General features: G+C 62.9%; 29 protein-coding genes. 17 read left to right on the top strand and 12 right to left on the bottom strand.

Going from position 1 to position 24482, the window contains the following annotated elements; all coding sequences use genetic code 11:
* Nucleotides 1-146: 146 nt before the first annotated feature.
* On the bottom strand, nt 147-545 hold the full coding sequence (locus tag WJ542_RS26605; protein WP_411192443.1) for a hypothetical protein: 399 nt from the start codon (nt 543-545) through the stop codon (nt 147-149).
* A gap of 447 nt (nt 546-992) precedes the next feature.
* On the opposite strand from WJ542_RS26605, the gene WJ542_RS26610 reads away from it, so the two are divergent.
* Nucleotides 993-1436 (top strand): hypothetical protein, encoded by a 444-nt coding sequence (locus WJ542_RS26610; RefSeq protein WP_411192444.1) that lies wholly within the window; start codon nt 993-995, stop codon nt 1434-1436.
* A 77-nt stretch (nt 1437-1513) separates the two neighbouring features.
* Here the strand turns inward: WJ542_RS26610 and WJ542_RS26615 are convergent, their stop codons facing one another.
* Nucleotides 1514-2233 (bottom strand): hypothetical protein, encoded by a 720-nt coding sequence (locus WJ542_RS26615; protein WP_411192445.1) that lies wholly within the window; start codon nt 2231-2233, stop codon nt 1514-1516.
* A gap of 227 nt (nt 2234-2460) precedes the next feature.
* Between WJ542_RS26615 and WJ542_RS26620 the strand changes: the two genes are divergently transcribed.
* Nucleotides 2461-2607, top strand: a complete 147-nt coding sequence (locus tag WJ542_RS26620) for a hexameric tyrosine-coordinated heme protein (protein ID WP_411192446.1) — start codon at nt 2461-2463, stop codon at nt 2605-2607.
* Here WJ542_RS26620 and WJ542_RS26625 read toward each other — a convergent pair.
* The gene (locus WJ542_RS26625) at nt 2604-3494 is read right to left on the bottom strand and encodes an alpha/beta fold hydrolase (protein WP_411192447.1); all 891 of its coding nucleotides are present in this window, start codon (nt 3492-3494) and stop codon (nt 2604-2606) included. The two genes, WJ542_RS26620 and WJ542_RS26625, sit on opposite strands and share 4 nt — an antisense overlap.
* Nucleotides 3495-3660: 166 nt before the next feature.
* On the opposite strand from WJ542_RS26625, the gene WJ542_RS26630 reads away from it, so the two are divergent.
* From WJ542_RS26630 to WJ542_RS26640, 3 genes are all read left to right on the top strand, one after another.
* The gene (locus WJ542_RS26630) at nt 3661-4083 is read left to right on the top strand and encodes a DUF485 domain-containing protein (RefSeq protein ID WP_411192552.1); all 423 of its coding nucleotides are present in this window, start codon (nt 3661-3663) and stop codon (nt 4081-4083) included.
* Nucleotides 4084-4226: 143 nt separating this feature from the next.
* Complete coding sequence (locus WJ542_RS26635) at nt 4227-4781, top strand: cytochrome b (RefSeq protein WP_411192448.1); 555 nt, start codon at nt 4227-4229, stop codon at nt 4779-4781.
* A 4-nt stretch (nt 4782-4785) separates the two neighbouring features.
* The gene (locus tag WJ542_RS26640; protein ID WP_411192449.1) at nt 4786-5856 is read left to right on the top strand and encodes an NAD(P)H-dependent flavin oxidoreductase; all 1071 of its coding nucleotides are present in this window, start codon (nt 4786-4788) and stop codon (nt 5854-5856) included.
* A gap of 11 nt (nt 5857-5867) precedes the next feature.
* Here WJ542_RS26640 and WJ542_RS26645 read toward each other — a convergent pair whose 3' ends face one another.
* Nucleotides 5868-6827, bottom strand: coding sequence for a LysR family transcriptional regulator (locus WJ542_RS26645; protein WP_411192450.1), 960 nt, complete (start codon nt 6825-6827; stop codon nt 5868-5870).
* A 112-nt stretch (nt 6828-6939) separates the two neighbouring features.
* Here WJ542_RS26645 and WJ542_RS26650 point away from each other — a divergent pair, with 112 nt between their 5' ends.
* Complete coding sequence (locus tag WJ542_RS26650; RefSeq protein ID WP_411192451.1) at nt 6940-7617, top strand: MOSC domain-containing protein; 678 nt, start codon at nt 6940-6942, stop codon at nt 7615-7617.
* Nucleotides 7618-7658: 41 nt separating this feature from the next.
* Here the strand turns inward: WJ542_RS26650 and WJ542_RS26655 are convergent, their stop codons facing one another.
* Nucleotides 7659-8525 (bottom strand): LysR substrate-binding domain-containing protein, encoded by an 867-nt coding sequence (locus WJ542_RS26655; protein WP_411192452.1) that lies wholly within the window; start codon nt 8523-8525, stop codon nt 7659-7661.
* Between the two features lie 102 nt (nt 8526-8627).
* On the opposite strand from WJ542_RS26655, the gene WJ542_RS26660 reads away from it, so the two are divergent.
* Entirely contained in the window at nt 8628-9689 is a 1062-nt protein-coding gene (locus WJ542_RS26660) for an NAD(P)H-dependent flavin oxidoreductase (RefSeq protein WP_411192453.1), read from the top strand.
* A 336-nt stretch (nt 9690-10025) separates the two neighbouring features.
* Here the strand turns inward: WJ542_RS26660 and WJ542_RS26665 are convergent, their stop codons facing one another.
* Nucleotides 10026-10865 (bottom strand): EamA family transporter, encoded by an 840-nt coding sequence (locus WJ542_RS26665; protein WP_411192454.1) that lies wholly within the window; start codon nt 10863-10865, stop codon nt 10026-10028.
* Nucleotides 10866-10982: 117 nt separating this feature from the next.
* On the opposite strand from WJ542_RS26665, the gene gcvA reads away from it, so the two are divergent.
* Nucleotides 10983-11924: a transcriptional regulator GcvA gene (gene gcvA / locus WJ542_RS26670; protein ID WP_411192455.1), complete on the top strand. Its 942-nt coding sequence runs from the start codon at nt 10983-10985 to the stop codon at nt 11922-11924.
* A gap of 45 nt (nt 11925-11969) precedes the next feature.
* Here gcvA and WJ542_RS26675 read toward each other — a convergent pair whose 3' ends face one another.
* The 3 genes from WJ542_RS26675 to WJ542_RS26685 form a co-directional block, all read right to left on the bottom strand.
* The gene (locus WJ542_RS26675) at nt 11970-12416 is read right to left on the bottom strand and encodes a copper chaperone PCu(A)C (RefSeq protein WP_411192456.1); all 447 of its coding nucleotides are present in this window, start codon (nt 12414-12416) and stop codon (nt 11970-11972) included.
* Between the two features lie 135 nt (nt 12417-12551).
* A complete protein-coding gene (locus WJ542_RS26680) occupies nt 12552-12917 on the bottom strand; it encodes a DUF2946 domain-containing protein (RefSeq protein ID WP_411192457.1) in 366 nt (121 codons plus the stop codon).
* Nucleotides 12918-12984: 67 nt separating this feature from the next.
* Nucleotides 12985-13308, bottom strand: coding sequence for a hypothetical protein (locus WJ542_RS26685; protein WP_411192554.1), 324 nt, complete (start codon nt 13306-13308; stop codon nt 12985-12987).
* 213 nt (nt 13309-13521) lie between these two features.
* Between WJ542_RS26685 and WJ542_RS26690 the strand changes: the two genes are divergently transcribed.
* Entirely contained in the window at nt 13522-13773 is a 252-nt protein-coding gene (locus tag WJ542_RS26690; protein WP_411192458.1) for a hypothetical protein, read from the top strand.
* 86 nt (nt 13774-13859) lie between these two features.
* On the opposite strand, the gene WJ542_RS26695 is transcribed toward WJ542_RS26690, so the two are convergent.
* Entirely contained in the window at nt 13860-14477 is a 618-nt protein-coding gene (locus WJ542_RS26695; RefSeq protein ID WP_411192459.1) for a TetR/AcrR family transcriptional regulator, read from the bottom strand.
* Between the two features lie 82 nt (nt 14478-14559).
* Between WJ542_RS26695 and WJ542_RS26700 the strand changes: the two genes are divergently transcribed.
* Both WJ542_RS26700 and WJ542_RS26705 read left to right on the top strand, forming a co-directional pair.
* Entirely contained in the window at nt 14560-15681 is a 1122-nt protein-coding gene (locus WJ542_RS26700; RefSeq protein WP_411192460.1) for an MBL fold metallo-hydrolase, read from the top strand.
* A 69-nt stretch (nt 15682-15750) separates the two neighbouring features.
* The gene (locus WJ542_RS26705) at nt 15751-16242 is read left to right on the top strand and encodes a flavodoxin family protein (protein WP_411192461.1); all 492 of its coding nucleotides are present in this window, start codon (nt 15751-15753) and stop codon (nt 16240-16242) included.
* Nucleotides 16243-16343: 101 nt separating this feature from the next.
* Here WJ542_RS26705 and WJ542_RS26710 read toward each other — a convergent pair whose 3' ends face one another.
* Nucleotides 16344-16637 carry a YciI family protein gene (locus WJ542_RS26710; protein ID WP_411192462.1) on the bottom strand — a complete coding sequence of 98 codons (294 nt, stop codon included), beginning with the start codon at nt 16635-16637 and terminating at the stop codon, nt 16344-16346.
* A gap of 144 nt (nt 16638-16781) precedes the next feature.
* The gene (locus WJ542_RS26715) at nt 16782-17618 is read right to left on the bottom strand and encodes a FadR/GntR family transcriptional regulator (protein ID WP_411192463.1); all 837 of its coding nucleotides are present in this window, start codon (nt 17616-17618) and stop codon (nt 16782-16784) included.
* 192 nt (nt 17619-17810) lie between these two features.
* Between WJ542_RS26715 and WJ542_RS26720 the strand changes: the two genes are divergently transcribed.
* From WJ542_RS26720 to WJ542_RS26745, 6 genes are all read left to right on the top strand, one after another.
* Entirely contained in the window at nt 17811-19019 is a 1209-nt protein-coding gene (locus WJ542_RS26720; protein WP_411192555.1) for an ABC transporter substrate-binding protein, read from the top strand.
* A 73-nt stretch (nt 19020-19092) separates the two neighbouring features.
* The gene (locus WJ542_RS26725; RefSeq protein ID WP_411192464.1) at nt 19093-19953 is read left to right on the top strand and encodes a branched-chain amino acid ABC transporter permease; all 861 of its coding nucleotides are present in this window, start codon (nt 19093-19095) and stop codon (nt 19951-19953) included.
* The gene (locus tag WJ542_RS26730; protein WP_411192465.1) at nt 19950-20999 is read left to right on the top strand and encodes a branched-chain amino acid ABC transporter permease; all 1050 of its coding nucleotides are present in this window, start codon (nt 19950-19952) and stop codon (nt 20997-20999) included. The genes WJ542_RS26725 and WJ542_RS26730 overlap by 4 nt, the downstream gene beginning before the upstream one ends.
* On the top strand, nt 20996-21763 hold the full coding sequence (locus WJ542_RS26735) for an ABC transporter ATP-binding protein (protein ID WP_411192466.1): 768 nt from the start codon (nt 20996-20998) through the stop codon (nt 21761-21763). Before WJ542_RS26730 ends, WJ542_RS26735 begins: the two co-directional genes overlap by 4 nt.
* Entirely contained in the window at nt 21760-22461 is a 702-nt protein-coding gene (locus WJ542_RS26740) for an ABC transporter ATP-binding protein (protein WP_411192467.1), read from the top strand. Before WJ542_RS26735 ends, WJ542_RS26740 begins: the two co-directional genes overlap by 4 nt.
* Nucleotides 22462-22517: 56 nt before the next feature.
* Nucleotides 22518-24005 (top strand): M81 family metallopeptidase, encoded by a 1488-nt coding sequence (locus WJ542_RS26745; protein ID WP_411192468.1) that lies wholly within the window; start codon nt 22518-22520, stop codon nt 24003-24005.
* Nucleotides 24006-24482: the final 477 nt, after the last annotated feature.

The raw sequence follows: 24482 nt of genomic DNA on the forward strand, positions 1-24482 counted from the left end.
TGCGATCTCGGGCTCCATCTGCGTCGTCGTGACTCGCTTCGCCCTGGCGCCGTTGAGAGATTCTTCAACAGTACCCGTTCGCGGTGCGACGACCCGGTCGGGCCGACCGTTTGATGCGGCCAACGCCGCAGCCGCATTCCAACAAGCTAACGCAGGAGAAACCGAAAGAAGTCCATCAGAAGCATAACGACTCCCCCGATCAGGAGCAGCGCGGACAACGCATGGCCTTGATAGATACGGCTGCTCTGCCACCGGCGCAATAATCCCGGTGCCGGTTGTGGCTGGTCCTCTCGCCTCGTCCAGCCACTATCGCACCTGAAGGCATCGGGCAGCGTGTCGAGCAATTCGGCTGGTCCCTCGATGTCCCAGCTCAGAACGCAGCAGCCACATCCTTTCTGCTCCGAAACGAAAAACAGGCGATCGGCCGCAGCTTCAAGCCACGCTTCGGCCTCCGTAACGTCAGCCGGATTGTCTACCTCGACGAGAATAGTCTCGCGTCGGTAAATCGGCTCAGGACGATCGTCGATCGCGGATCCGTTGTCCATACACTCGCTTTTGCTTTCAAGTGTCCGGGTAGCGGAATGGCAGACGGTTGCCTGCCGGCCCATCAGCCCTCCCGCCATGTCGAGACTTCAAAACCGGTGCGCTCGCACACTGCGCTCCGCTACGATTATAGGCACCAGTGAGAAGTCGGGCGGAGGTTGCCAGAGTGGTCTTTCGCGCTTGCCACCCACCAGGATGACTGCGGGCGGGATTCGCGGGAACGACCGAAAGTCAGCAGCCCCAGACGTCATTTTATTAAGGCTTTTTAGTGACAGTGTGGGGTTATATCCGTTACCGACGGATTCGACTGCGTTAATCTCAAGTGTGTAGAATGATTCCCCGGAGCATCCGCCCGCAATGTCATTTTGCTGGCCGGCAATGTAATCGACGATGCTTCAATACGGTTGTAGCCTGCACTCTATCAAGGACCACTGGAAGAGGAGCACAACATGTTCGGCATTGGTAAGAAAATCCAGGACGCAATAAAGAAAGCGGAGACAGACCCCGTAGGTGCGATAGAAGATCACAAGAAGTCTCTGAACTCCGGATTAACAGGCCTCGTGACAAAGACTTTTATGGGCAAAGGATTTGTCGACAAAATGAACGATGTCATGGATATGGGCCAGAAGGCCATGGCGGGACACCAGGAGCGACTGAAACTGATTCAGACCGGACTGGATGGGACTGCCGATATCCTCTCCGTGCAGGATACCGGGGCCACGGTCAACGATAATCCCGTAGTCCTGATTCATATGACCGTCAGTCCTGCGAACGGCACGCCTTACGATGTCAACATCCAGACTTTGGTCTCCCGCATTGCCGTGCCGCGGGTTGGCGATAAGGTAAAGATCAAGTATGCCCCCGAGGATCCCCAGCACGTAGCCATTCTGTAGTGGGCTGTAGCGGGCCGGCATGGGTTGGTTTGGAAGGCGAAAGCAGATTGAAATATCGGATCCGAAATCCGGCACGACTACCAGGTTTCGTTCGAGAAAATTCCCGCATTTTCCATTCTGGCCTTGATACTGAGGAGCCTGTCGATATCCATGAATCGCGCCACGCCGGTCTGGTCACGGTAGGGAAGGTCCATGGCCTGAGCGACGGCATTCGCGCGAGGCACAACATCGTCCGACGCTTTGTATTTTCGCCGGGTCTCGAATCGCGTTGGCGGCGCCAGACGATGGCCGTTCCAACGCCACCGGCTGACGATATAGGGATGGGCCTCTGCCTCGGATTCCGCACCTGGGTCGGCTGCCCAGACCACGATTCCCGCGCCAGGCGCCGTTATGAATGGCCCGAGATAAAACCCGTCTTTGCCGGTGGTCTCGATTGTCTGGATCGGTCCTTGAACACGGCCGTTGTGCAATAGAAAAAGACGGTGGACATAGTTCGTTCCATCACCCGCCATTTGCATCGTCACGAACTGAAGGATCGGTGCTTGACCCAACTTGTCGATCTCGAACCGGGATTCGAGGCCATTCGCCTTCTCGTTCAGCAGCACGTGGCATTGGTCGTCGAATACCACCAGACGGGACCCATCGTCGTTCAAGGTGGTAAGAGAGGCTGCGACCACCTCCAGCCGGTGCCCGTCCTGATCTATCCAGGCCGATTGCGTGACCACGACATCATGAGGTATCGGGCATGCTGCAGCGGGCAGAATGCCCCCCAGGGCGCTGACGAAGAGGGCCGCCACGCCACGAAGAATTCTCGCGGCAATGCGCTGTGCCCTTGGATGAGGGGCATGACTGATATCCCGATGAGGCATTGATTGGCTGTTTTCCCTCTTGCCGATGTTGTCTTGGCCTGTTCCTGCAGATCTGTTAGACCGCCATCCTGAGGCCAGGCAGCCGGATAGATTTTGGCAAAAGCATATCGGATAGCTACTACGTTCTCCGAAGGTAACGCGGTGCTGCAAACAGCATGGATACTACCCTCATACCTGGAAATTCGCTCACCACTGCTACGCCGGAAGAAGGGCGGAAACTGGCAATCAGGATGGTCCGATTGATCATAAAGACGACGCAACCGGACGATACCGTTCGGGCACGCCCGCCGGGTACGTGCTAACCAACGCGTCGCTCCATAAATGAGCGGGCCAACCGCGCAATTTCGTCTGCCGCTTCGTCTAGTGCGAAATGGCCGCCTTCCACTTCATGGACCTCCGCATCGGGCACATCGCGTGCGTAGGCGTGAGCCGCGGCTACCTCGAAGGAGGGGTCGTAGCGTCCCCAGACTACCAGCGTCGCGGGCTTGTGCTGACGAAGCCATGCCTGCCACTTCGGATAGGACGCGACATTGGTCTGGTAGTCATAGAAAAGATCCGTCTGAATTTCTTGCTGACCGGGCCTCGCCAGGAAGGCGAGTTCGTCTGTCCATAGGTCCGGGTCGTAGCGCTCCGGATTCGGACTCTTTCCGACGTGCCGCAGCCGTGTGGCATTGAACGAGAAGAAATTCGCCCGCAGCGCTGCTTCATGAGTGGCACGATCCCGCCAGAAGGCCCGTCGCGTGTCCCATAACGGACCGAGTCCTTCCTCGTGCGCCACCGCATTCTGAACGATCAACGCTCCGATCCGATCGGGGAGCGCCTCGGCAACACGGAACCCGACCGGCCCCCCATAGTCCTGAACGAACAAGGCATAGCGTCGGAGTCCAAATTGTTCGATAAAACTCACGATCACTTCGGCGAGGTGATCGAACGTGTAGTGGAACTGCTTCGGATCCGGCGCGCCGGAATGCCCGAACCCCGGCAGATCCGGCGCGATGAGCCGGTATCGATCCGACAGGCGTTGGATCAGCGGTTCGTACATGCGCGAAGACGAGGGAAAGCCGTGCAGCAGCAGGATGACCGGCGCGTCGCGAGGTCCTGCGTCGCGGTAGAAAACGGGCAGACCGTTGACATCGGCCGTGCTGTAGGTCGTTGGCACGCGGAGTGGGGTGTTGGCGTGTGGGGTCATGAGTTAACTCCCGGGTGGAGATTTCATTCGTAAGGGGGCCGCGATTGCTTCACGGGAAATGAAATAAATCGTGAGTCATCCAAGGCAGCGAGCACGCCATCTTTTTCCGTCCGGTGCCATGCGTAGTTCACTGAAAACGATTATATCCATCACCAATCATCACTTGATGCGATCTATTGGCCGTCCTATCGTCCAGATCAGAGGAAGGCCGCGCGACCCCGGTCGTCGACATGACCTGGGGCGGAATTCAAGAAGATTTTCGTGGACGGAGACAATCGAATGGAGACGACCGAACTCTCGGCGGTTCGAGACACCCGCGTTATTTGCGGCGCTGGTCCAGCGACGCAGGCGATTTGTGGTTGGGCCGACGGCCGCAATCCTGATTCCCTGCTACGCCGTTATTCTCGTCGCCGCGTTTGCGCCTGATTGGCTGGCCGGCAGATTTCCGGGCTGCGAGGCGGTGAGTATCGGCTGGCCAGTCGGCGTGGGGCCGATTATTGGCACAGGGCTGTCGACGGGCCTGTCCGTTCGCCGGGCCAACGCTGGTGATGACCTGGTGGGCCGCCAACCGAACCCGGTCGATGAGTGACTTCTATACGGCATGCCGATGACCATTGCCTTCGTCTTTCGCTGGTCGGGCCCGGTGACGGATAACGGCGAAGAGGCCGCGCGCGAGCGCAACCAGTTTGACGATCGGCAGGGTGCCGTGCTACTTACACAAAGGAACGACGTATGCAGCTAAGAGATAACGGCCTGAAATTTTCGCCGGTCACCATCGTTATGCACTGGGCCGTGGTGATACTTCTACTTTCGATCATGGGTCTGGGCGTTGTGCTATCGCAGTCCGGCGATGATGCGCAAAAGCAGGGGTATCTGCACTTGCAGAACCTGCTGGGTGCGATGCTCTTCTTTATCTCGGTCTATCGGTTTTGGGCGCGGATCACCTCGTATCATCCGTTGCCTCTTGGTGCTCCCAATCCCGTTGAAGTGATCGCGAGCCGGTCAGTCGCGGCGGCGCTTGCGCTGGCCATGGTGTTGCTGCCGCTCGCCGCGTGGCTGACGAAGTGTGCTGCCGGAGAAACAATCGGTCTGCCCGGTGGCTGGGCGATTCCTGCACCGTTCGGACCGAGTGCAGAGGCGCATCGTATTTTCGGAGTCCTGTTCAAGATTGGTGCGACGGCATTCCTGGCAGGTCTTGCGCTGCATATCTTTGGCGCACTCAAAAATCATCTCGTCCTGAAGAACGACGCTCTCAAACGGATGCTGGGCAAACAAGTGGAGCTTTGACACCATGAACCGCTACGAAACGAATTACCCTGGGAACGCGCTCGCCCGGCTGTGTGGTGTGCGCTATCCCATCTTCCTCGCGGGCATGGCCGCGATCTCCGGTCCGAAGCTGGTTGCCGCGGTGGGCGAGGCGGGAGGGATGGGTACGCTTGGCGGGTTGCGACTTGCTCCGCTCGCGTTGCGCAAGTGGATCAGGGAGACCCGCGCGCTGACGGACCACCCGTTCGGTGTGAATCTGGTTCCTTCCTTCGGCGGTCCCGAGGTCTTCGAGGCCCAGTTTCAGGTGCTTCTGCAGGAAAGGCCCAGAATGCTGTCGCTCTTTTACGCCGAGGATTACAGCGCCGATATGATTCCGCGCGCGAAGGACGCCGGCATGATTGTCATGGTACAGGTGGGCACGGTCGCCTTGGCGCGACAGGCGCTCGAGCGAGGGGCGGACATCATCGTTGCACAAGGCAGCGAATGCGGCGGGCACCTCAACCGCGGTACCATCGGACTGCTGTCGTTGCTTCCGGCACTATGCGATGTTGCTCGGGACCGGCCCGTGCTGGCGGCGGGAGGCATCACGACTCGCGACGATGTGCGCGTCGCGATGGAGCTGGGCGCCTCGGGCGTGCTGGTGGGTACGGCTTTCGTCGCCAGTGAGGAGTCCAATGCACATCCGCTGTACAAACAGAAGATCGTGGATGCAACGGTGGACGATACGGAATACCGAACGGGCTACTCGTTCGGCTGGAAATATGGCACACCGCATCGCGTGATTCCCAACCGCGACCGCTGGAACCTTCTACGGTTCATTGGCGGAGGTGCCCGCATCATCGACAAGCCGCGCATGGCGCAAAAGCTCTCGCTGTATGCCGGACAAGGTGTGGGGAAGATTCATCGCGTCACGCCGGCGGGGGAACGGATTGCGGAGCTGGTAGCTGGGCTTCCCGAGCACGCGGTCGCCCAGGAAGCCGGGGAGATCGAACGCGCAGGTAGCCGGGGGAGCCCTTGCACGTCGCAGTCGGTTGAACCTTTGACCCACGAGATACGATGTGTTCCGGCGCCTTGTTACGCGCAAACTCTTATTTAAAGCCCGACAGGTCAGTCATTCGACTCCACAAGCGAGTGACGCACTTCTGCAAAGGAGGACTTCGGTGATATTGGACTCCCAGTCATCTCGCTGCCGATTCGGCCTGGCTGATCGCGAACCACATCGATAAACGCGCTGAGTGCCGGCGTGGTCAGCGTATCGGCACGGCGAATGAATACGGTCTTGACGTTGGAGAAGGCTTCCGGCAACCGATGAAAGCGTATCGCGTGTCGTGTGCCGTAACTCTCGGCGATACATTCAGGCAACAGGGTGACGCCCATTCCGGCGGATACGCACGACAGGATGCCATCGAGCGTGCCCAGTTCCATGACCTGACCTGGCACCAGACCCACCTCGTGAAACCAGTGCTCAAGCGTGGACCGGTAGAAACAGCCGGTACGAAAAACGAGGACGGTCTGCTGCGGCATCGTCTGGATCAGCGCGTCAAGTGAATCGAAATCGCTGCTGCTCACCAGAACCAGCTCTTCCTGAAAAATCTCGTCCTGCAGCAACGCCGAATTCTGGTGCAGCCCTCCGACAAGGGCACCATCGAGACGGTGGTTTTCAACGGCCTTGATCAACTCCACGGTTGTGCCCGTGACAAGGGATAGTTGGACCTGAGGGTATTTTTCCCGGTATCGGGTCAGCACCTGAGGCAGCCGTGTCGCCGCAGTCGTCTCCATCGAACCGAGGCGTAGATGCCCGCCAGGCGTTGCCGTATCAAGCAGCGCATTGCGGCTCTCGTCGGCGAGTTGCAGTATCCGCCGCGCGTAGCCGAGAAAGGTCTGTCCTGCCGAGGTGAGAACGACGCCAGTCTTTTGCCGGATGAAAAGTTGCTGGCCCAACTCGGATTCGAGTTCTTTCACCCGCATGGTGATGTTCGACTGGACGGTATGCACTTTGTCCGAGGCGGCCGTGAAGCTGCCATATTCGGCTACCGCGCAGAAAATCTTCAAATGACGTAATTCCATGGCTGCACCCTTTCATCATCAAGAGTGATGGTCAACATCGCTCACAATCGCTTTACGGGGTCGAGGCGGCACGGCACAGTAGCGCAAATACGTAGCGGGACATAATTTGGCGATGCTGACGATTTCAAACATTGAGCAACTCTTCGCAGGTGGTCTGGAAAACCTGGAGCCGGAAGGTCAGCTCACCGGTATCTATAAACGCCGCGTTCCTGGGGTTGTACGGGTCGGGAAGCTGGGTATTGTGGGGGACGAACACGGAGATCCCCGGGTGCACGGTGGGCCAGAAAAGGCCGTGCATCAGTACGCCGCAGAGAACTACGGGCGGCTGGCGGAAGCGTTTCCGCAATGCGTGGACCTGTTTGTCCCGGGCAGCCTCGGCGAGAATATTTCCTCCCGGCACATGACCGAGCGGAGCGTCCACGTCGGAGACGTATTTCGGTTCGGCACCGCGGTCCTGCAGGTGTCGCAGCCGCGCAGCCCGTGCTGGAAGATTAATCACCGTTTCGGCGTGGAACGGATGTCGATGTTTGTCGCTCAGGCGAGGATTACGGGTTGGTATTACCGGGTGCTGCAGCCGGGGAAAATGCAGGAGGGCGACGAGATATGGCTCCTCGAACGGCAGACTCAGCGGTTTTCCATTGAGCAGTTCTGGCAGGTTCAGATGTCGCACCGTCCGTCCATCGACGATCTTGCCGAGCTGGCCGTCGTCCCCGGGCTTGCGCCGGAGTGGCGGCAACGGCTGGAGCACAGAGCGAAGTGGCTGCGTGCTCAGGCCGGCGGTCAAGCCTGAAGAAGTCAGGGTGGGGGCTGGCGCGGCGATGACGCTCATGCTCAAACTCTTTTCATCTGGTTCAGCAAGTTCCGGAAAGCCGGGACGTCATAGCCCGAACGCCAGATCAGGCACGTGTCGACGTGCCCTGCAGGCAATCTCTTGAGGTCTTTCGGAACCCTGGCCAGCTCCAGCACACTTTTGGGTAGCAGGGTGACACATGCGCCCGCTGCAACGCAGGCAATCATGGCGTGATAGGAGCCCAATTCCTGCACTTTCCAGTCCGGGGAATCCGGAATGCCGAGCAGTTCTTCGGCAATGGCGCGGTACGTGCATCCCTGTGCGAATGCCGCCAGTGAACGCGTCCTGAGAGCCCGGGCGCTGCGTGCGCGAGATTCGCTGGTCGGCGCGAGCAACAGCAATTCTTCATGCCATGCTTTTTCAGCAATCAGTTCCAGGTCGTCTAGTAAGGAATCCTCCGTAGCGGGCGGTAACGCAAGGAATGCGCAATCCAGCCTGCCGGTGCGAACCTGCTCGAGCAGCAACCTTGATGGCCCCGTGCTGACTTCAAGCTGCGTGTCCGGGTAGCGGCCATGATAGGCAGCAAGCACGGTGGGGAGCCGGCTGGCGGCGGTGCTTTCCATGCACCCCATACGCAATATACCGCCGTCCAGGCCGCCCGTGACGACATGCCGTGCCTCTTCCTCCAGTGCCAGCATCCGTTGTGCGTAGTCGAGGAAGCGCTCGCCAGCAGTCGACAGGCTGAGCCGCTTACCGGTGCGCACGAACAGTTCCACACCCACATCCGCTTCCAGTTGCTGAATTCGCGTGGTTACGTTGGATTGAACCCTGCCCAGACGGCTTGCCGCACGCGTGATGCTCAATTCGGCTGCCACCGTGCAGAAGATATTGAGCGACTCTCGATCCATGTGATTCTCAAAAAATGAATGATAGAATAAGTTTATTCTCAGTTAGGGAATTTGTCATCGTTGCTGTTCAACCCCCCTGCAGAACAGGAGTCAGGAGTCGCCATGAGCTCGCTACATCCTTTCCTCAAAAGACTCGGCATCGAGTTTCCCATCATCCAGGCACCAATGGCGGGCGTCGCTACGCCACAGCTCGCGGCGGCAGTCTCGAACGCCGGTGGACTGGGTTCCCTTGGTATCGGTGCGAGTACGGCGGATCAGGCCCGCAAGATGATCGAAGAAGCGCGTAGTCTCACGCGTGAGCCTTTCAATGTGAACGTGTTTTGCCATCTGCCAGCCCAACGTAACGCGGAGCGGGAAGCAGCGTGGCTACGGCATCTGGCGCCGTTATTTGCCGAGGCGGGTATTGCGCCTCCAGCGGTGCTCGATGAGATCTACCGCACATTTCTTGAGGATGCCGCGGTATTCGAGTTGCTGATCGACCTGCGCCCGGCTGTCGTCAGCTTCCACTTCGGGCTGCCTTCCGCAGACGCTATCCGCGCGTTGCGCGAAGCAGGCATCATGACCTTGGCCAGTGCCACCAGTCTGCGCGAGGCAGCACTGGTCGAGCAGGCTGGCGTAGACGCCGTGGTGGCACAGGGGATAGAGGCGGGCGGTCACCGCGGCGTGTTCGACCCGGAGGCGGTGGACGAACGGCTGAGCACGGCGGTGCTGGTACGGTTGCTGGTGGAGCGGACGAAACTTCCCGTGATTGCGGCGGGGGGCATCATGGACGGCCAGGGGATCCGGGCCGCACTGGACCTCGGTGCCGCTGCCGCGCAACTCGGTACGGCCTTTATCTTGTGCCCGGAATCGGCGGCCAATGCGAGCTACCGCACGAACCTGAAGAGCGAACGCGCCGCAACGACGCGGTTGACTTCGGTGCTGTCAGGGCGTCCGGCACGCGGAATGGTTAATCGCCTGATCGCCTTCGGGGAATCGCCGGAAAGCCCGGCGCCGGCACCTTATCCCGTTGCCTACGACGCCGCCAAGCAATTGAATGCGGCTGCGGCCAAGCTTGGCAACCATGAGTTCGCAGCGCAATGGGCGGGCCAGGGGGCTCCGCTAGTGCGCGAATTGCCTGCCGCGCAACTGGTCCAGACGCTCGTAGCGGAATTGCGAAGCTGATGGATGGTTGAACATAGTCGTTCGTACAACTACTGAGTTGAATGCAGATATGTCTGGAACGGCAGGGGCACCCGATGAGTTACGGCCGGGCATGGCGGTGAGGTTAGCCCAAATTCCGTTCCAGGCTCAGTTGGAAATTTCCGGCCCACACGCCTCGCGGTGCTACCCCCCTCAAGATAGTGCGTCTACCAATTTCGCTACCTGGGCTTGAGGGGCGCCATTGTATCGACCGATCGAATTTTTGTGAATACTTCGCGAGCGGGATTCGAGCCGGCTCACCCACGCCTTGCAAATGCCACGTGCAAAGCGTGTCTGGACGAACCGGCGGCAGCGCGTTCAGCTCAGCTTGAGCGTCATCACGCCGAGGAAAATCAGGAGCGCGGCGGCGGAACGCCCGTAGTTGCGCGGCTCCTTCAGGACAAAGACCGAAATCGCCGCGCCGAACAGGATGGCCGTCTCGCGCAGCGCCGCTACCATGGCGATGGGTGCGCGAGTCATCGCCCAGAGGATCAGCGTATAAGCGCCCAGCGTGCAGGCGCCGCCCACCAGGGCAAGGTGCCCGCGAACGCGCAGATAACCTCGCATGGCGTCGCGCCGACGCAGGGCAGTCCACGCGAGTATCGGCAGCGCGGTGATCGCGAACATCCACGTCGTGTAAGCGGCGGGATTGCCCGAGATGCGCACACCGGTTCCATCGACGAGTGTATAAGACATGATCGCGATGGCATTCAGTAGAGCGAACTGGGTGCTTCGCGTGTTGACGCCGCTGGCGGGGCTGGCGAGCAGAAGGCCGAGTATGCCGCCGCATATCAGAAGAATGCCGCTCCATTCGCCGGCGGTAAGCTGCTCGCCGATGATCGGGCCGCTGGCCAGCGCGACGAGCAACGGCGGCGTGCCGCGCATGAGCGGGTAGGCGTGCCCCATGTCGCCGCTGCGATACGCCGCGCCGATCAACACGAAATAGACGATATGAATTGCGACGGAGGCCGCGATGTACGGCCAGCTATCGCTATGCGGCAACGGAAGAAACGGCAGGGCGATGCCGCTGATGAGGGCGGCGCTGCCGGTCACGAAGACGATATCGAGGAATTTGTCGGGACTGGATTTCACGAGGGCATTCCAGCCCGCATGAAGGAATGCGGCCAGCAGCACGATTGCCATGACGGCGGTGGACATGAATGGACTCCAACGTTTGCAGTCAGGATATCCACCTTGTTCCGGCGCGGCAAACCAGATAAATTGGGCGCTCGAATTAGATAAACTATCGTGAATAAAACCCAGATGAGGCGGGGAATGAAGAGGGTATTGCCACCACTCAACGCGCTGCGCGCGTTCGAGGCAGCGGGCCGGCTGGGCAGCTTCAAGGAAGCCGCCGCGGAACTGCACGTGACGCAAGGCGCCGTGAGCCAGCACGTGCGCCTGCTCGAATACTGGCTCGGCGCACCGCTGTTCGAACGGCATCACCGGCGGGTGACGCTGACTCCTTCAGCCAGGGGATATCTCGAAGAAGTCGGCCCGCTGTTCGGGCAGCTCGCCGATGCGACGGCGAGATACGGATCGCCGGCGGTCGTTACCCGTACGCTCACGGTGAACGCGGTAGCGACTTTCGCGCTGCGCTGGCTGGTTCCGCGACTCGCGATGTTCCTCGCCGACCATCCCGGCGTGGATGTCCGGGTGGAGACATCGAGCGAATCGGTGGAGAGTCTGAACGACACGTGGGATGTCGTCATCCGTGGCGGACCGGACACGTTCTATGGCTATTCGACGCGGCCTTTCCTGCACGAGGAGCGGATTCCGGTTTGCAGTCCTGTTCTGTTGAAGCGGATTCCGATTCGTAGAGCGAACGATCTGCATCGCCATACCTTGCTGCATACGGAGAGTCTGCCGCGGTTATGGCCGGAATGGCTCGCAAAGGCGGGCCATCCCGCATTTGTGCCCGCTTCGAATCTGACCTTCGATCACTTCTATCTAACCGTGCAGGCCGCTATCGACGGCGTAGGCGTCGCGATGGGCCCGACGGCGCTCATCGTGAACGAGCTGGCCACAGGCAGGCTCGTGACGCCGTTCGCGGGACCTCGCCTGCCGTCGCGGAGCTACTTCATGTATGTTCCGGAAGGCAGGGCCGAAGACGAACTGGTTCAGCACTTCTGTTCGTGGCTCGAGCGCGAGGGCGCCCGCCCGACGCCGCTCGCGCAAGTGCCACTGCGGCCTCGACGAACCAGCAGGTCGCGGTAAGTTCACCGGCGCACGGAAGGCGCCGGAGGACCAGTCCGTGCGCCTTTACAGCCCTGCCGCGTTCTTCACGGCGCACTGCGATTCGACGTTCTCGCCGTCGCTGAACTTGAAGGTCACGGGGACCGTCGAGCCGATCGTGAGCGGCTTCTTCGCGTGTTCGAACATCACGTGGTAGCCGCCCGGCGCGAAGGCGAGCGTGCCGTTGGCCGGCACGGTGGCCTTGTCGATCATGACCATCTTCGAGGTGCTGCCGCTGCTTTGCGTCTGATGTAGCATGGCCATGCCGAACGCCTCGGTGCTGATGCCCACGAGATCGACGGGCTTGCCGCTCATGTTCATGAGCTTGAAGTAGCCGCCGGAAGGCGTGTCGCCGGGCATCGAGCGGATCCAGCAGTCGGACACCATCACCGCTCCCGACGACGCGGCGAACGAGGACAGCGAGGCGACGGCGAGCGGCAAGGCGAGGGCGATGTGGCGAAGGGTGCGGCTCATGGAATGTTCTCCTGTTCCATACGAAAACGAATAGGGGGCGCCGGCAGTCGATTCGACGCGCTGCGCCGAACGCAATGTAGAAAGCGCAATGCGCTGCGCCGCGGCGACAATGCCGTGCGCTGCTTGCAGACCGGATCAGGGGTGGGGCGGAGGGGCGCGCGGTCGCGCCGAAGGGAACGGACCGACTGGGACGTGCCGCAACGAAAGCGCCATGACGGCGGGTGCGCCGGGCACGAACAGCGCGGGGAGTGCCGCCGGCATGGGCGGCATGGCGGCGTGATCGGCGAGCAGATTGCAATATCCGCATGCCGCGAAGCCATTGCCATGATCGTGTAGCGCGCTGCTTGCGGGCGGCTGCGCGGCCGAACACAGCACGCCTTCCGCGACTGTGTCGCGATGGGCCGCGACGACGAGCTGACTCACGAGCGGCGCGAGCACGATGAGCCACATGGCGACGAGGCCAGGCCATGCGATCAGGTGCTTGCGGGCGTGAACGAACATGTCGGGGATCGAAAGTTTGCGCGCCAGTCTATCACCGGCGCGCGACAGGCGTCACAGGCGGTCGGACTTACTGCAGGCGGCGCGTGTACGCGTCGGGGCGCACGCTGCGAGACGTTTTGCTGCACGCAGGGAAATCGGCGGACAGAAGCGCTACGGTATCCGGCCCCGCAATCGCACGTTTGTCACGCGCGTGGGACACAATCTCGGGAAGGCGCGCATAAAAAACTTCTAGTTGCCGCGCATCCGACGCTTTGCGCTCGAGGCCGAACACTTCCTCCAATACGCGCCGGGGCAGATGGAAGCGTTGAAGTCCGTGGAGAATACGGGCCTGAAACACAACACCGTCGCTGTTGTGCGGCACCGCCGCCCAGATAAGCGATTGGATATTCATGAAACCCCCGCGAATCCCGGCATTCCATTCCGATGCCATGTTTTTATCGTCGCATATCTTGTTCAGACACCGCTATTTTTCAAAATTATGTCGAATGCCGATTCGACATATTTACAACGCCCGTCATGTTGCAATGCAGCGAGATTCGTCTAGACTGGGTAGAGACGTTCGTGCCGATGCGAACACAGTCGTGCCATGACGGGAGGATGCGCCATGACGACAGCACAGATTGCGGAGTTTCACGCCGACCCGGTTTTGCATGTATTCGAACAGGACGGCGGCTGGCATTGGGGCATTACCGTTCCGCGAGCTTTGGGGAGCGGCTTCAAGGTGATTGCGTACAGCGAAAGGGCCTTTTCGAAGGAGGCTGCGGCACGCGACGACGGCAGCCAGGTGCTGGTCAGCCTCGCGCATGCCAGTCATGTCATGCTGTCCGCTTCGCTGCGTGACGGAGGTGCGCGATGATACCCAGCGAGTGCGCGTGAGCGCAGCCGGTGGGCGAGGCGCTGCGCGCGATCCGGTCTGGCGGTCGCCGGCGGCTTGATGCCGTCTTACGTCGCGTAATGCGCGAGAAACATATCGGCGGTCGATTCCGCCACTTTCTTCTGCTCGCTTTTGCCGAGCGGCGCCTGTCCCATCGTCACCTGCGGCCAGAATGCGAACGCCTTCACGAGGCCCTGTAGTTGCTTCGAGGCGAACAGCGGGTCCGCCGTCTTCAGCCGGCCGGCCGCTGCCGCCGCGCGAATCCATACGGTCAGGTCTTCTTCGCGCTCGCCAAGACGGCCCACCATCTCGCTCGCGCGCTCCGGCGAGTGCATGCCCGCTGCAATCGCCACGCGCGCGAGCGCGAGAAACGACTCGTCGTTCAGGAGGCGCAGCTTGCGCATGAGCAGCGCGACGAGCTGCGGGCGCAGCGGTTCGTCGGCGCGCCAGCCTGGCGTATCCGAGGATTCGCTCGCATTCCAGAGTTGCAGGAGGATGGCCTCGAAGAGCGCCTCCTTGCCGGGAAAGTGGTTGTAGACCGTACGCTTGGAAACGCATGCGCGGGCCGCGATGCGGTCCATGCTGGTCGCCTCGAACCCGGCCGCGAGAAATTCCTCGATCGCCGCGCTGACGATGGCGCTGCGTTTCCGGTCGGTCAGACGTTGAGGTGGGGCGCTGGATTCCATAGGCGCATTTTACACTGGGGAGTTTACTTTTCTCGAAAATAAACTACACTGGGCGGTGTACCTTTTCTGCCGGTTCCCTCCTATGGCCTCGCTCACCGCATTGCTTCGCCGTACCCTCGGCCTCGACACGGCCGAACACGCTCGCGCCCGCTTCGGCGCCTCCCCGCAGCACGACGGCACGCACTTTCGCAACGTCAAGCCACGCCCGGTCGAGTCGGCCGGCAAGGGCCTGAGCATTGCCTGGAACCTGCTGTTCAACAAGCCGCGCGGCACGGTGCCGGCCGGTGCGTTGCCGGTGGAGCGCCTGACGCGCGAGCAGCTCGACGCCGCGCCGGACCGCAGCCTCTACCGGCTCGGCCATTCCACGTTGTTGCTCAAGCTGCGCGGACAATTCTGGCTGACCGACCCGGTCTTCGCGGAACGCGCGTCGCCGTTTCGCCGTTTCGGCCCGAAGCGTTTTCACGCGCCGCCCATCGCGCTCGATGAGCTGCCGCCGCTGCGCGGCGTGATTCTCTCGCACGACCATTACGATCATCTGGACCGCGAAACCGTGTGCGCGCTGGCCGCGACGACAGGCGTTTTTCTCGCGCCGCTCGGCGTGGGCGACCGTCTGATCGAGTGGGGCGTGGACGCCGCGAAGGTGCGCCAGTTCGACTGGTGGGAGGGGACCGAGGTGGACGGTGTGATGTTCACGGCGACACCGGCACAGCATTTTTCGGGGCGCAGCCTGTTCGACGGCAATAGCACGCTGTGGGCGTCATGGGTGATCGTCGAGCGCGACCTGCGCGTGTTCTTCAGCGGCGATACGGGTTACTTCGAGGGCTTTCGCGAGATTGGCGAACGCTTCGGACCGTTCGACGTGACGATGCTGGAGACGGGCGCGTACGACGCGCAATGGCCGTATGTGCATATGCAGCCCGAGCAGACCGTGCAGGCACACCTCGATCTGCGCGGCCGCTGGCTGATGCCGGTGCACAACGGCACCTTCGATCTGGCGATGCACCGCTGGCAGGAGCCGTTCGAGCGCGTCACGGAACTCACGGCGGCGCGCGGCATTGCACTCGCAACGCCGCGCATGGGCGAGCGGCTCGCGCTGGATGCGCCCCATCGCGGCGAAAGCTGGTGGCGCCCGGTTGTCGAGGCGGCCAGGGCGGCGCCCGCGCGCGCATGGACCTGCCGTCGGGCCGAGCGGTCCGCACCTTGAGCGCGCAGAGGGGCGCGGTATCATCGGCTCATGCCCGATAACACGCGCCCCGATCATGGAAGACCGCGCATGAAGACACTGCTCGTCGTTTATCACACGATGACCGGCGGCACGCGGCAGATGGCCGAGGCGGCTGCGCAGGCGGCACGCGAGCAGGCCGGCGTGGCGGTCAAGCTGCAGCGTGCGGACGCCAGCGGTCCCGCCGACGTACTTGCGGCGGACGGCTATTTGTTCGCGACGCCCGAAAACCTGGCCGCGATGTCGGGGATCATGAAGGACTTCTTCGACCGCAGCTATTACGGCGTGCTCGATCGCGTGAACGGCCGCCCCTACGCAGCGATGATCTGCGCGGGCAGTGACGGGCAAAACGCGCTGCGCCAGCTCGATCGCATCGCCACGGGCTGGCGGCTCCGAAGCGTGGCGCCGGGCGTGATCGTCTGCACGCATGCCCAGACGCCCGAGCGGATACTCGCGCCCAAGACCATCGGCGCGGACGACCTTGCGCGCTGCGCGGAGCTGGGCGCGGGCCTCGCGGCCGGTCTCGCGCTGGGCGTGTTCTAAGCCCCCCAGACCTGCAGCTTTGCGTCGGACCCCCAAGGGGACCAAGAAAGCAGGGGGCGGCCCGGCGTTTCTCCCGAGATCCCGGCACGCGCCGTTCGCGCTCAGGCCGGCTGCGGATGCAGATTGACACCTGGGCCAATCCGCGTTGCCTTGAATTCGGTCACGGCGTAACTGGCGAGACCCTGAACCGCGAAGGGGTCGCTCGCGAGTATGGCGTCGAGCCGCTCGCGCTCGACGCCGGATGCCAGTATCACGCCGCCTTCGCGCGGCACCTTCGGCCCTGCTGCAATAAAGACACCCGCTGCGAAGTGCTGGTCGAGAAACTGGCGGTGGGCTTCGAGGGCGTTGTCGATGGCGTCGAGCGAGGCTCGATAGGTCAGGGAAACGACGTACATGGGTTCGGACTCCAGAGTAAGGTCGATGAAAAGGGCGGGCGATCCGATGGGAGCCGCGATGGGTACCGGTTGCCGCGAAGCGAGATTGCCGGTCCTTCGGCAAGGCGCATCGCCGGTGCGAAGCGTGAGCGCGAAGTTAGCCGCTCATGCGTCCTTTCCGCCCGCCGGCACAATCGCACGCACCCGCTTGCGCATCTCCGAATCGAGGATCAGCCGGCCGCGCAGCTTGCCTTTCATGCGCTTCACGTACTTCGGGGCCTCGGTCATGTGCTCGATCATCAGCGCGCGCACGCGTTCGGCGTCGCGCTCGCGCGCGGCCTGCAGGATCTCGCGGTGGATCTTGACGTTCGCGGCGCCGAAGCGGCGGTGCTCGGTGAGCGGCGTATCGTTGCGGAACTCGATGAGCTGCCGGATCATTTCGTTGATCAGTTCGCAGACGAAGCGCAGGAACGGGTTCGGGTTCGCGGCCGCGAGTATGTCGTGGAAAGTGGTGTCCTCCTGGCGCTGGCGCAGCAGATGCCCGCGATCGTGCGCACCGGCCGTGCCGTCGCAGCAGGCGATGTTCGCCTCCAGCGCGGCGAAGTCCGCTTCGCTCAGATGCGGCACCGCGCCCGCCGCCAGTTCGGGTTCGAGCTGCCGGCGCACGGTATAGATGTCGTCGATCGTGACGTCCTTGAAGAACAGATAGTTCTGCAGAAGTTGCAGCGTGCGGTCGAGCGGCACCTCCACGACCATGCCGCCCCCACTCGGCCCGGTGCTCACCTTGATGAGGCCCTGCACTTCGAGCGACTTCAGCGCTTCGCGTATGGTGCTTTTGCTGACCGAATACAACTGCTGCAGCTCGGCCTCGCGCGGCAGGCGGTCACCCGGCTTCAGGTCTTTCTCCGTGATGAGCCGCTTGATTTCCTCGGCAACGAGGTCGCCGCGCTTCGGCTGCTTGATTTCGACGGCGCTGCCCGATCTGACGCGGTTCATGCCCATCTTTCAGACTCCCTGCAGGTGACCCGCGGCGCTTCCGTGCCACGGACGTCGACCCGGAATTTGGCCTCGTATTTTGGCCGATTGACACTCGAATTAATTAAACCTAGGATCGGTTTCATTCTATTTATCATGATAAATAGAATCAAGCAGTCGGTCGCCTCGTGTGTGCTTTTTTCTGAAAGGAGCATGAACTTGAATCGCCGGGAACTGTTGAAACTGGCCGCGCTGTCGGCCGTGCCGGGTGCGCTGGGCGCGCTGTCGTCCAGCCGCGCGTTCGCGCAGGGGGCGCTCGTGCAGCTAGGGTGTCCCGTGCCGATGTCGGGGCCGTTCGCGGCCAACGGCAAATACGCCGACCTCGGCATGCAGCTTGTGGTCAAGCAGTACGGCAAGGTGCTCGGCCTGCCGGTGAGCTACACGACGCTCGACACCGAAGGCAAACCCGCCACCGCCGTGCGCCGCGTGCAGGAGATCGAGCAGCAGAAGGGCGTGCGCTACTTCGCGGGCGGCATCCTGTCTTCCGAAGCGCTGGCGATGGGCAAGGAAGTGGACAAGGCAGGCGGCGTGTTCATCACCACGGCGGGCGCCGACGAGATCACCGGCAAGGATTGCAACAGTTCGACGTTCCGCTGGTCGGTGCCGACCTTCGGCGCGATCAACGAGACGGTGCGGCCGCTCATCCAGATGATGCCGAAGGCGAAGCGCTGGTACACCATCACGCCGCAATACGTGTTCGGCGAGGGGCTGCTTTCGGCGGCGAAAGACGTCTTCAAGGAAAAGGGCATCGAGCATGTGGGCAACAGCTACCACTCGCTCACCGAAAAGGAGTTCAGCGGCTATCTGACGAATGCCGTCGCGGCGAAGCCGGACGTGCTGCTGATTCTCAACTTCGGCTCGCAGTCTTCGGATACGCTGCGCCAGGCCGTGAGCTTCGGCCTGAAGAACAACTGCACGATCCTGCTTGCGTGGGCTTCGGGCCTGGAACAGTTCGAGGCACTGGGTGCGGACCTGTGCGACGGCGTCTATTTCGGCGCGCAATACTGGCACGCTATCGATTCGCCGCTGAACCGCGATCTCGTCAAGCGCACGAACGAGGCCTTTCAGGCCAATCCCAACTACAGTCTGGCCGGTTCGTACATCTGCGCGAAGATCCTGCTGGACGGCATGGTGAAGGCCGGCAGCACCGACCCGAAGAAGGTGATCGCGGTGATGGAAGGCATGAAGTACGACGGCCTCACCGGGCCCGAAGTCATCCGCAAGGGCGACCATCAGGTGCTCAAGAACTACTATCTGCTCAAGGGCAAGCCGAAGAGCAAGATGAGGGACAAGGACGATTACGTCGATATCGTCAGCTCCGGCCAGTCGTTCCTGCCGGTGGAGCAGACCGGCTGCAAGCTCGCCTGAGCCGCGCGACGCCTCCGACACGAGGGCGGCAGCGCGCGCCGCCCGGCCTTGCATTTTCTACGCTACGCAAGCCATGAACGTCTATCTGCTGCAGATCATCAATGGAATCGGCGTCGGGATGCTGTATTTCCTGCTTGCGGTGGGCCTCTCGATCGTCTTCGGCCTGTTGCGCTTCGTGAACTTCGCGCATGGCGCGTTCTACCTGCTTGGCGCTTATTGCTGCTACCAGGTCATGCAATGGTCGGGAAACTTCTGGCTCGCGCTCGTCGTCGTGCCGCTCGTGGTCGGGGCTTTTGCGTGGGTGGTCGAAAAGCTCGTCCTGCGGCACGTCTACGAGCAGCAGCACGAGTTCCATATTCTCGCCACCGTCGGTCTTGCGCTCGTGCTGCAGGAGTGTGTCATTCTCGTATGGGGGCCGCTTGGCGATAACGTGCCGGTGCCCGACGTGCTGAACGGCGTCGTCATCTGGGGCAGCTTCGTCTATCCGAAGTACCGGCTCTTCGTGATCGGGTTCACCGCCGTGCTCGCCGCGCTGCTCTGGTGGGTGCTGGACGGCACGCGGCTCGGCAGCGCCGTGCGCGCAGGCAGCGAATCGGCGGAGATGGTGGCGCTGCTGGGCATCAACGTCTCGCGCGTGTTCAGTCTCGTGTTTGCGCTGGGCGCCGCCACCGCCGCGCTTGCGGGCGTGCTCGCGGCGCCCATACGCGGCGTCGATCCGTTCATGGGGCTCGAAGCGCTCAGCGTGGCGTTCGTCGTGGTGGTGGTGGGCGGCATGGGCAACTTCCTCGGCGCGCTGGTGGGTGGCCTGCTCGTGGGCATCGTGCAGAGCGTGATGAGCACGCTGTGGCCCGAGGGGGCGCAACTGATGATCTACGTGGCCATGGCTGCCGTGCTGCTGCTGCGCCCGAACGGCCTGCTGGGGAGGGCCGTATGATCGACTCGTCGAAGCCGATGTCTCAGGAGTCCGAAGGGGGTGGCGCGTCTGTCGCGCATCGGGAGGGTTGGGCGCGACTTTATCGCTACGTTTTGCTCGCCGCGGTAGTGGCCGGCGTGCTGCCGCTCGTGCTGCACTCGGGATCGCTCGCCACGGAAGTGCTCGTCTATGCGCTTGCCGCGCTCGGCTGCAATCTGCTGCTGGGCTTCACGGGGCTGCTCTCGTTCGGGCAGGGCATCTTTTTCGGGCTCGGCAGCTATGCGGCCGGGATCGCGCTCACGCGCGGCGTGCCTTCCGTTTGCGCGGCGCTCGTCATCGCGGGCGCGGTCGGTGCGCTGGCGGCGGTGTTCGTCGGCTGGTTCTCGATACGCCAGCGCGGCACCTATTTCGTCATGCTGACGCTCGCGTTCGGCCAGCTCTTCTACTTCCTCGCGTACAGCACGCCCGACCTCACAGGCGGCGACAACGGTCTGCTCGACATTCCGCGTCCCGCGCTTTCGCTCTTCGGGCACGCACTCGTTTCTCTCGATACGCCGTGGCAATACTACGGCTTCGTCGCGGCCGTCTTCATCGTCGTGTTTGCCTTGCTGGTGCGCGTTTCGCAGTCGGTGTTCGGCCGCACGCTGCTCGCAATCCGCGACAACGAGGCACGTGCCGCTGCCGCCGGCTACGACGTGCGCCGCTTCAAGCTCGCCGCGTTCGTGATTTCGGGGGCGGCGACGGGGCTCGCGGGCGGACTGCACGCGCTGATGACGGGCATCGCGCCGCTTTCGAACATCGACTATCACACGAGCGAGATGATCCTGCTGATGACCGTGATAGGGGGCAGCGGCAATCTCTTTGCCTCCGTGATCGGCGCGGCGTTCTACGTGCTGTTCGCCGACTGGCTCTCGACGCTGTGGCCGCGCTGGCTGTTGCTGCTCGGCCTCGTGCTGATCGCGGTGAGCCTGTTCATGCAGCGCGGCCTGTGGGGGCTTGGCGAGCGGATTGCCGCGGCGCTCGCGGGAACGCGCGGCGCGGCCGGCGCCGGCGGGGAAAAGCCATGAGCGAAGCGATTCTGCAAGCGAGCGGCGTGGTCAAACGCTATGGCAAGTTCACGGCGCTCGCGGGCGTGGATTTGCGCGTCGCACCGCGCACCGTGCATTCCGTGATCGGCCCGAACGGCGCGGGCAAGACCACGCTCTTTCATGTGCTGACCGGCACGGTGCCGATCACGTCGGGCTCGATCGTGTTCGACGGCGAGGACATTACGCGCGAGCCCGATCACAAGCGCGTGCGGCGCGGCATGGCACGCTCGTTCCAGGTAACGAGCCTGTTTCAGAACCTGAGCGTGCGCGAGAACCTGCGCGTGGCGGCACAGGGCGTCGAGGCGCGTCGCGCGCTCAACGCCTGGACGCCTCCACGCGGTGCACTGGCGCATGCCGAAATCGTGGAGCGCGTGCTGGAGCGCCTCGCGCTGCAACGTCATGCCGATACGCTGGCGGGCGCGCTCTCGCACGGCCAGCAGCGCCGCCTCGAAGTGGGCATGGCGCTGGCCGCGCGGCCGCGCGCGATTTTCCTCGACGAGCCCACCTCGGGCATGGGCATCGACGATCTCGACGACATGAAGACGCTGATTCGCGGCCTGCGCGACGAATACACCGTCGTGCTGATCGAGCACAACATGGGCATCGTGATGGACATTTCGGACACCATCACGGTGATGCAGCAGGGCCGCGTGCTCGTGGAGGGCAAGCCGGACGAGATTCGCGGCGACGAGCGCGTGCGCAGTGCCTACCTCGGCAACATGATCACGGGAGGCCGCGCATGATGCTCGACGTGCGGGACGTCCACGCGTTCTACGGCAAGAGCCACATTCTGCAGGGCGTGTCGCTGGCCGTGAACGAAGGCGAAACGGTAACGCTCCTCGGCCGCAACGGCGCGGGCAAGTCCACGACGCTGAAGTCGATCGCAGGCGTCGTGGCGCCGCGCGGCGGGACCGTGAGCTTTGCGGGCAAGCGCATCGGCGGGCTCGCGCCGCATCGCATCGCCGCCGCGGGCCTGTGCTTCGTGCCCGAGCATCGCGGCGTTTTCCGGCTATTGAGCGTCGAGGAGAACCTGAGACTGGGCGCGCGCAAGGATTCGCCGTGGCAGCTCGACGACATCTACCGCATTTTTCCGCGGCTGAAGGAACGCCGCAAGAACGGCGGCGCGCAGCTTTCGGGCGGCGAGCAGCAGATGCTCGCCATTGGCCGCGCACTCATGAATCACCCGCGCCTCCTGATGCTCGACGAACCCGTGGAGGGGCTCGCGCCCGTGATCGTCGAGGAGATCGTCGCGCAGCTCAAGCACATCAAGGCCGCGGGCGTGGCGATTCTGTTAGTGGAACAGAATCTGGAAGTGTGTACGCAGCTCGCCGACCGGCATTACATCATCGAGCAGGGCGTGATCGTCTACGAGGGCGACAACGCGGCGTTCGCGGCCGACCACGCCGCGAAGGACCGCTATCTTGGCGTGGGCGTTGTTTGAGCGGCACGCCGGCATAGTGATGGAAAGCACGCAAAGGAACCGCATCGATGCACCGCATGAAGATCCTCATTGCACGGATGAATCACGAGACCAATACGTTTTCGCCGGTCGCGACGCCGCTCGCGGCGTTCGGCCGCAACGGCCCGGCGTGGGGCGATGACGCGTACCGGCTCGAAAAGGGCATGCGCACGGCGATGTCGGCGTTCATCGACGCGGCCGAGCGTCTCGGCGCCGAAGTCGTGACGCCGGTTTCCGCCGCGGCCAACCCGAGCGGGCCGGTGGAGGCAGCGGCCTATGAGGCGATCTGCGACGCGATCGTGGCCGCCGCACCGGGCTGCGATGCCGTGATGCTCGACCTGCACGGCGCGATGGTCGCGGAGCAGTCGGCGGACGGCGAGGGCGATCTGCTCGCGCGCGTGCGTGCGGCACTGCCTGATGTGCCGATTGCGGTGGCGCTCGATCTGCACGGCAATGTCACGCAGAAAATGATCGATCACGCCGACGTGATCGTGAGCTTCAAGACCTATCCGCACGTCGATATGTACGAGACAGGCGAACATGCGGCGCGTGTGCTGATCGAGCGCATGGCAGGCCGCGCGCGGCCGGTGCTCGCATGGCGCCAGCCGCCGCTGCTCACGTCGACGCTGCTGAGCGCGAGTGCGGGCGGCGCGATGCATCGTGCAATCGAGGCAGCACGTCGAGAGGAGTCCCAGGGAATGCTTGCTGTCTCGGTGCTGGCGGGATTTTCGCTCGCCGACATTCCCGCGCCGTGCATCAGTGTCGTGGTGGTGGGCAACGGGGACGAGGCCGCTGCCGCGGCGGCGGCCGAACGCGTGGCGCGCCAGATCTGGAGCGAGCGCGACGACTTCGTCTATCGCAGCCCGCCGCTGGCGGAATCGGTCGCACAGGCCGAGCCTCTGGCGCGCGGAGCGGACAAGCCGGTGCTGCTGCTCGATCACGGTGACAACTGCATGTCCGGCGGCACCTGCGACACGATGGATCTGCTCGAAGCCGCGCTGGCGCAGGGCTTGACGGGGATTGTCAGCGGGCCGCTGTGCGATCCGGAGGCCGTCGCGCAATTGATCGAGGCGGGCGTGGGGGCGACGGTCACGCTCGGAATCGGCAACAAGCTGCAGCGCGAAGGAGCGCCGCCGCGCGCTCCGTTCGAAGCGACCGGGGTCGTGCGCGCGATCACCGACGGCGAGTACGTCATCACCGGGCCGACCTATACGGGCCAGCGTGCCTCCATGGGACGCGCGGCGGTGCTCGACATCGGCACGGCCACGCTGGTCGTGACCGAGCGCACGCACGAGCCGTGGGACCTGGGCGTGTTCGAGAGCGTGGGCATCGATCCGCGGCGCGCGCGTTTCCTGCTGCTCAAATCGCGCATGTACTGCCGGCCCGTGTTCGTGCCGATTTCGGCGGGGCTCGTGGAGTGCGACAGCCGCGGCGTGACGGGGTCGGACTACGGCCTTTTCGAGTACCGGCGCGTGGCGCGACCGGTTTACCCGTTTGATCCGGATACGGTCTGGGCGGGTCATTGAGAATGCGGCGTTACGTTCGGCCGGGCCGAAAAACGTAACGCCGCAGACGTAACACCCATCGCACGGCAAGCCTCTGCGCGAGGCATTCGTCTGCCGCTCCGTCCCGTCCCGCAAGCCTTCCTGATTGCGCGGTCGCTGCGCCATGCCGCGCCGTGCCGCGCCCGCGAGCGTTGGCTCGCAACTTGCACAGTTCGATCGCCAGGCCGAGCCACATTCGAGCTTTGCGCCCCAGCGCGCGGCTCCCACATCAACCATCAAGGCAACGCGCGCGTTTGCGACGGCAGGCACGAGGCAACCGTTTTCTGCAGAAACGATCAGCGGGTTTCCGGGGGCACTGATTACACCTTTGACCAATCAGGACGCGATGACATCGCGAAAGGACTAATCATGGCTCCCTTCAAACACACTCTTGTTGCATCGGCGAGCGCAATCCTGTGGTTGTCGCTGGCCACGGTGTCTCAGGCCGAGGACGTCACA

This window comes from Paraburkholderia yinzeri, assembly GCF_046581065.1.
GTDB lineage: Bacteria > Pseudomonadota > Gammaproteobacteria > Burkholderiales > Burkholderiaceae > Paraburkholderia.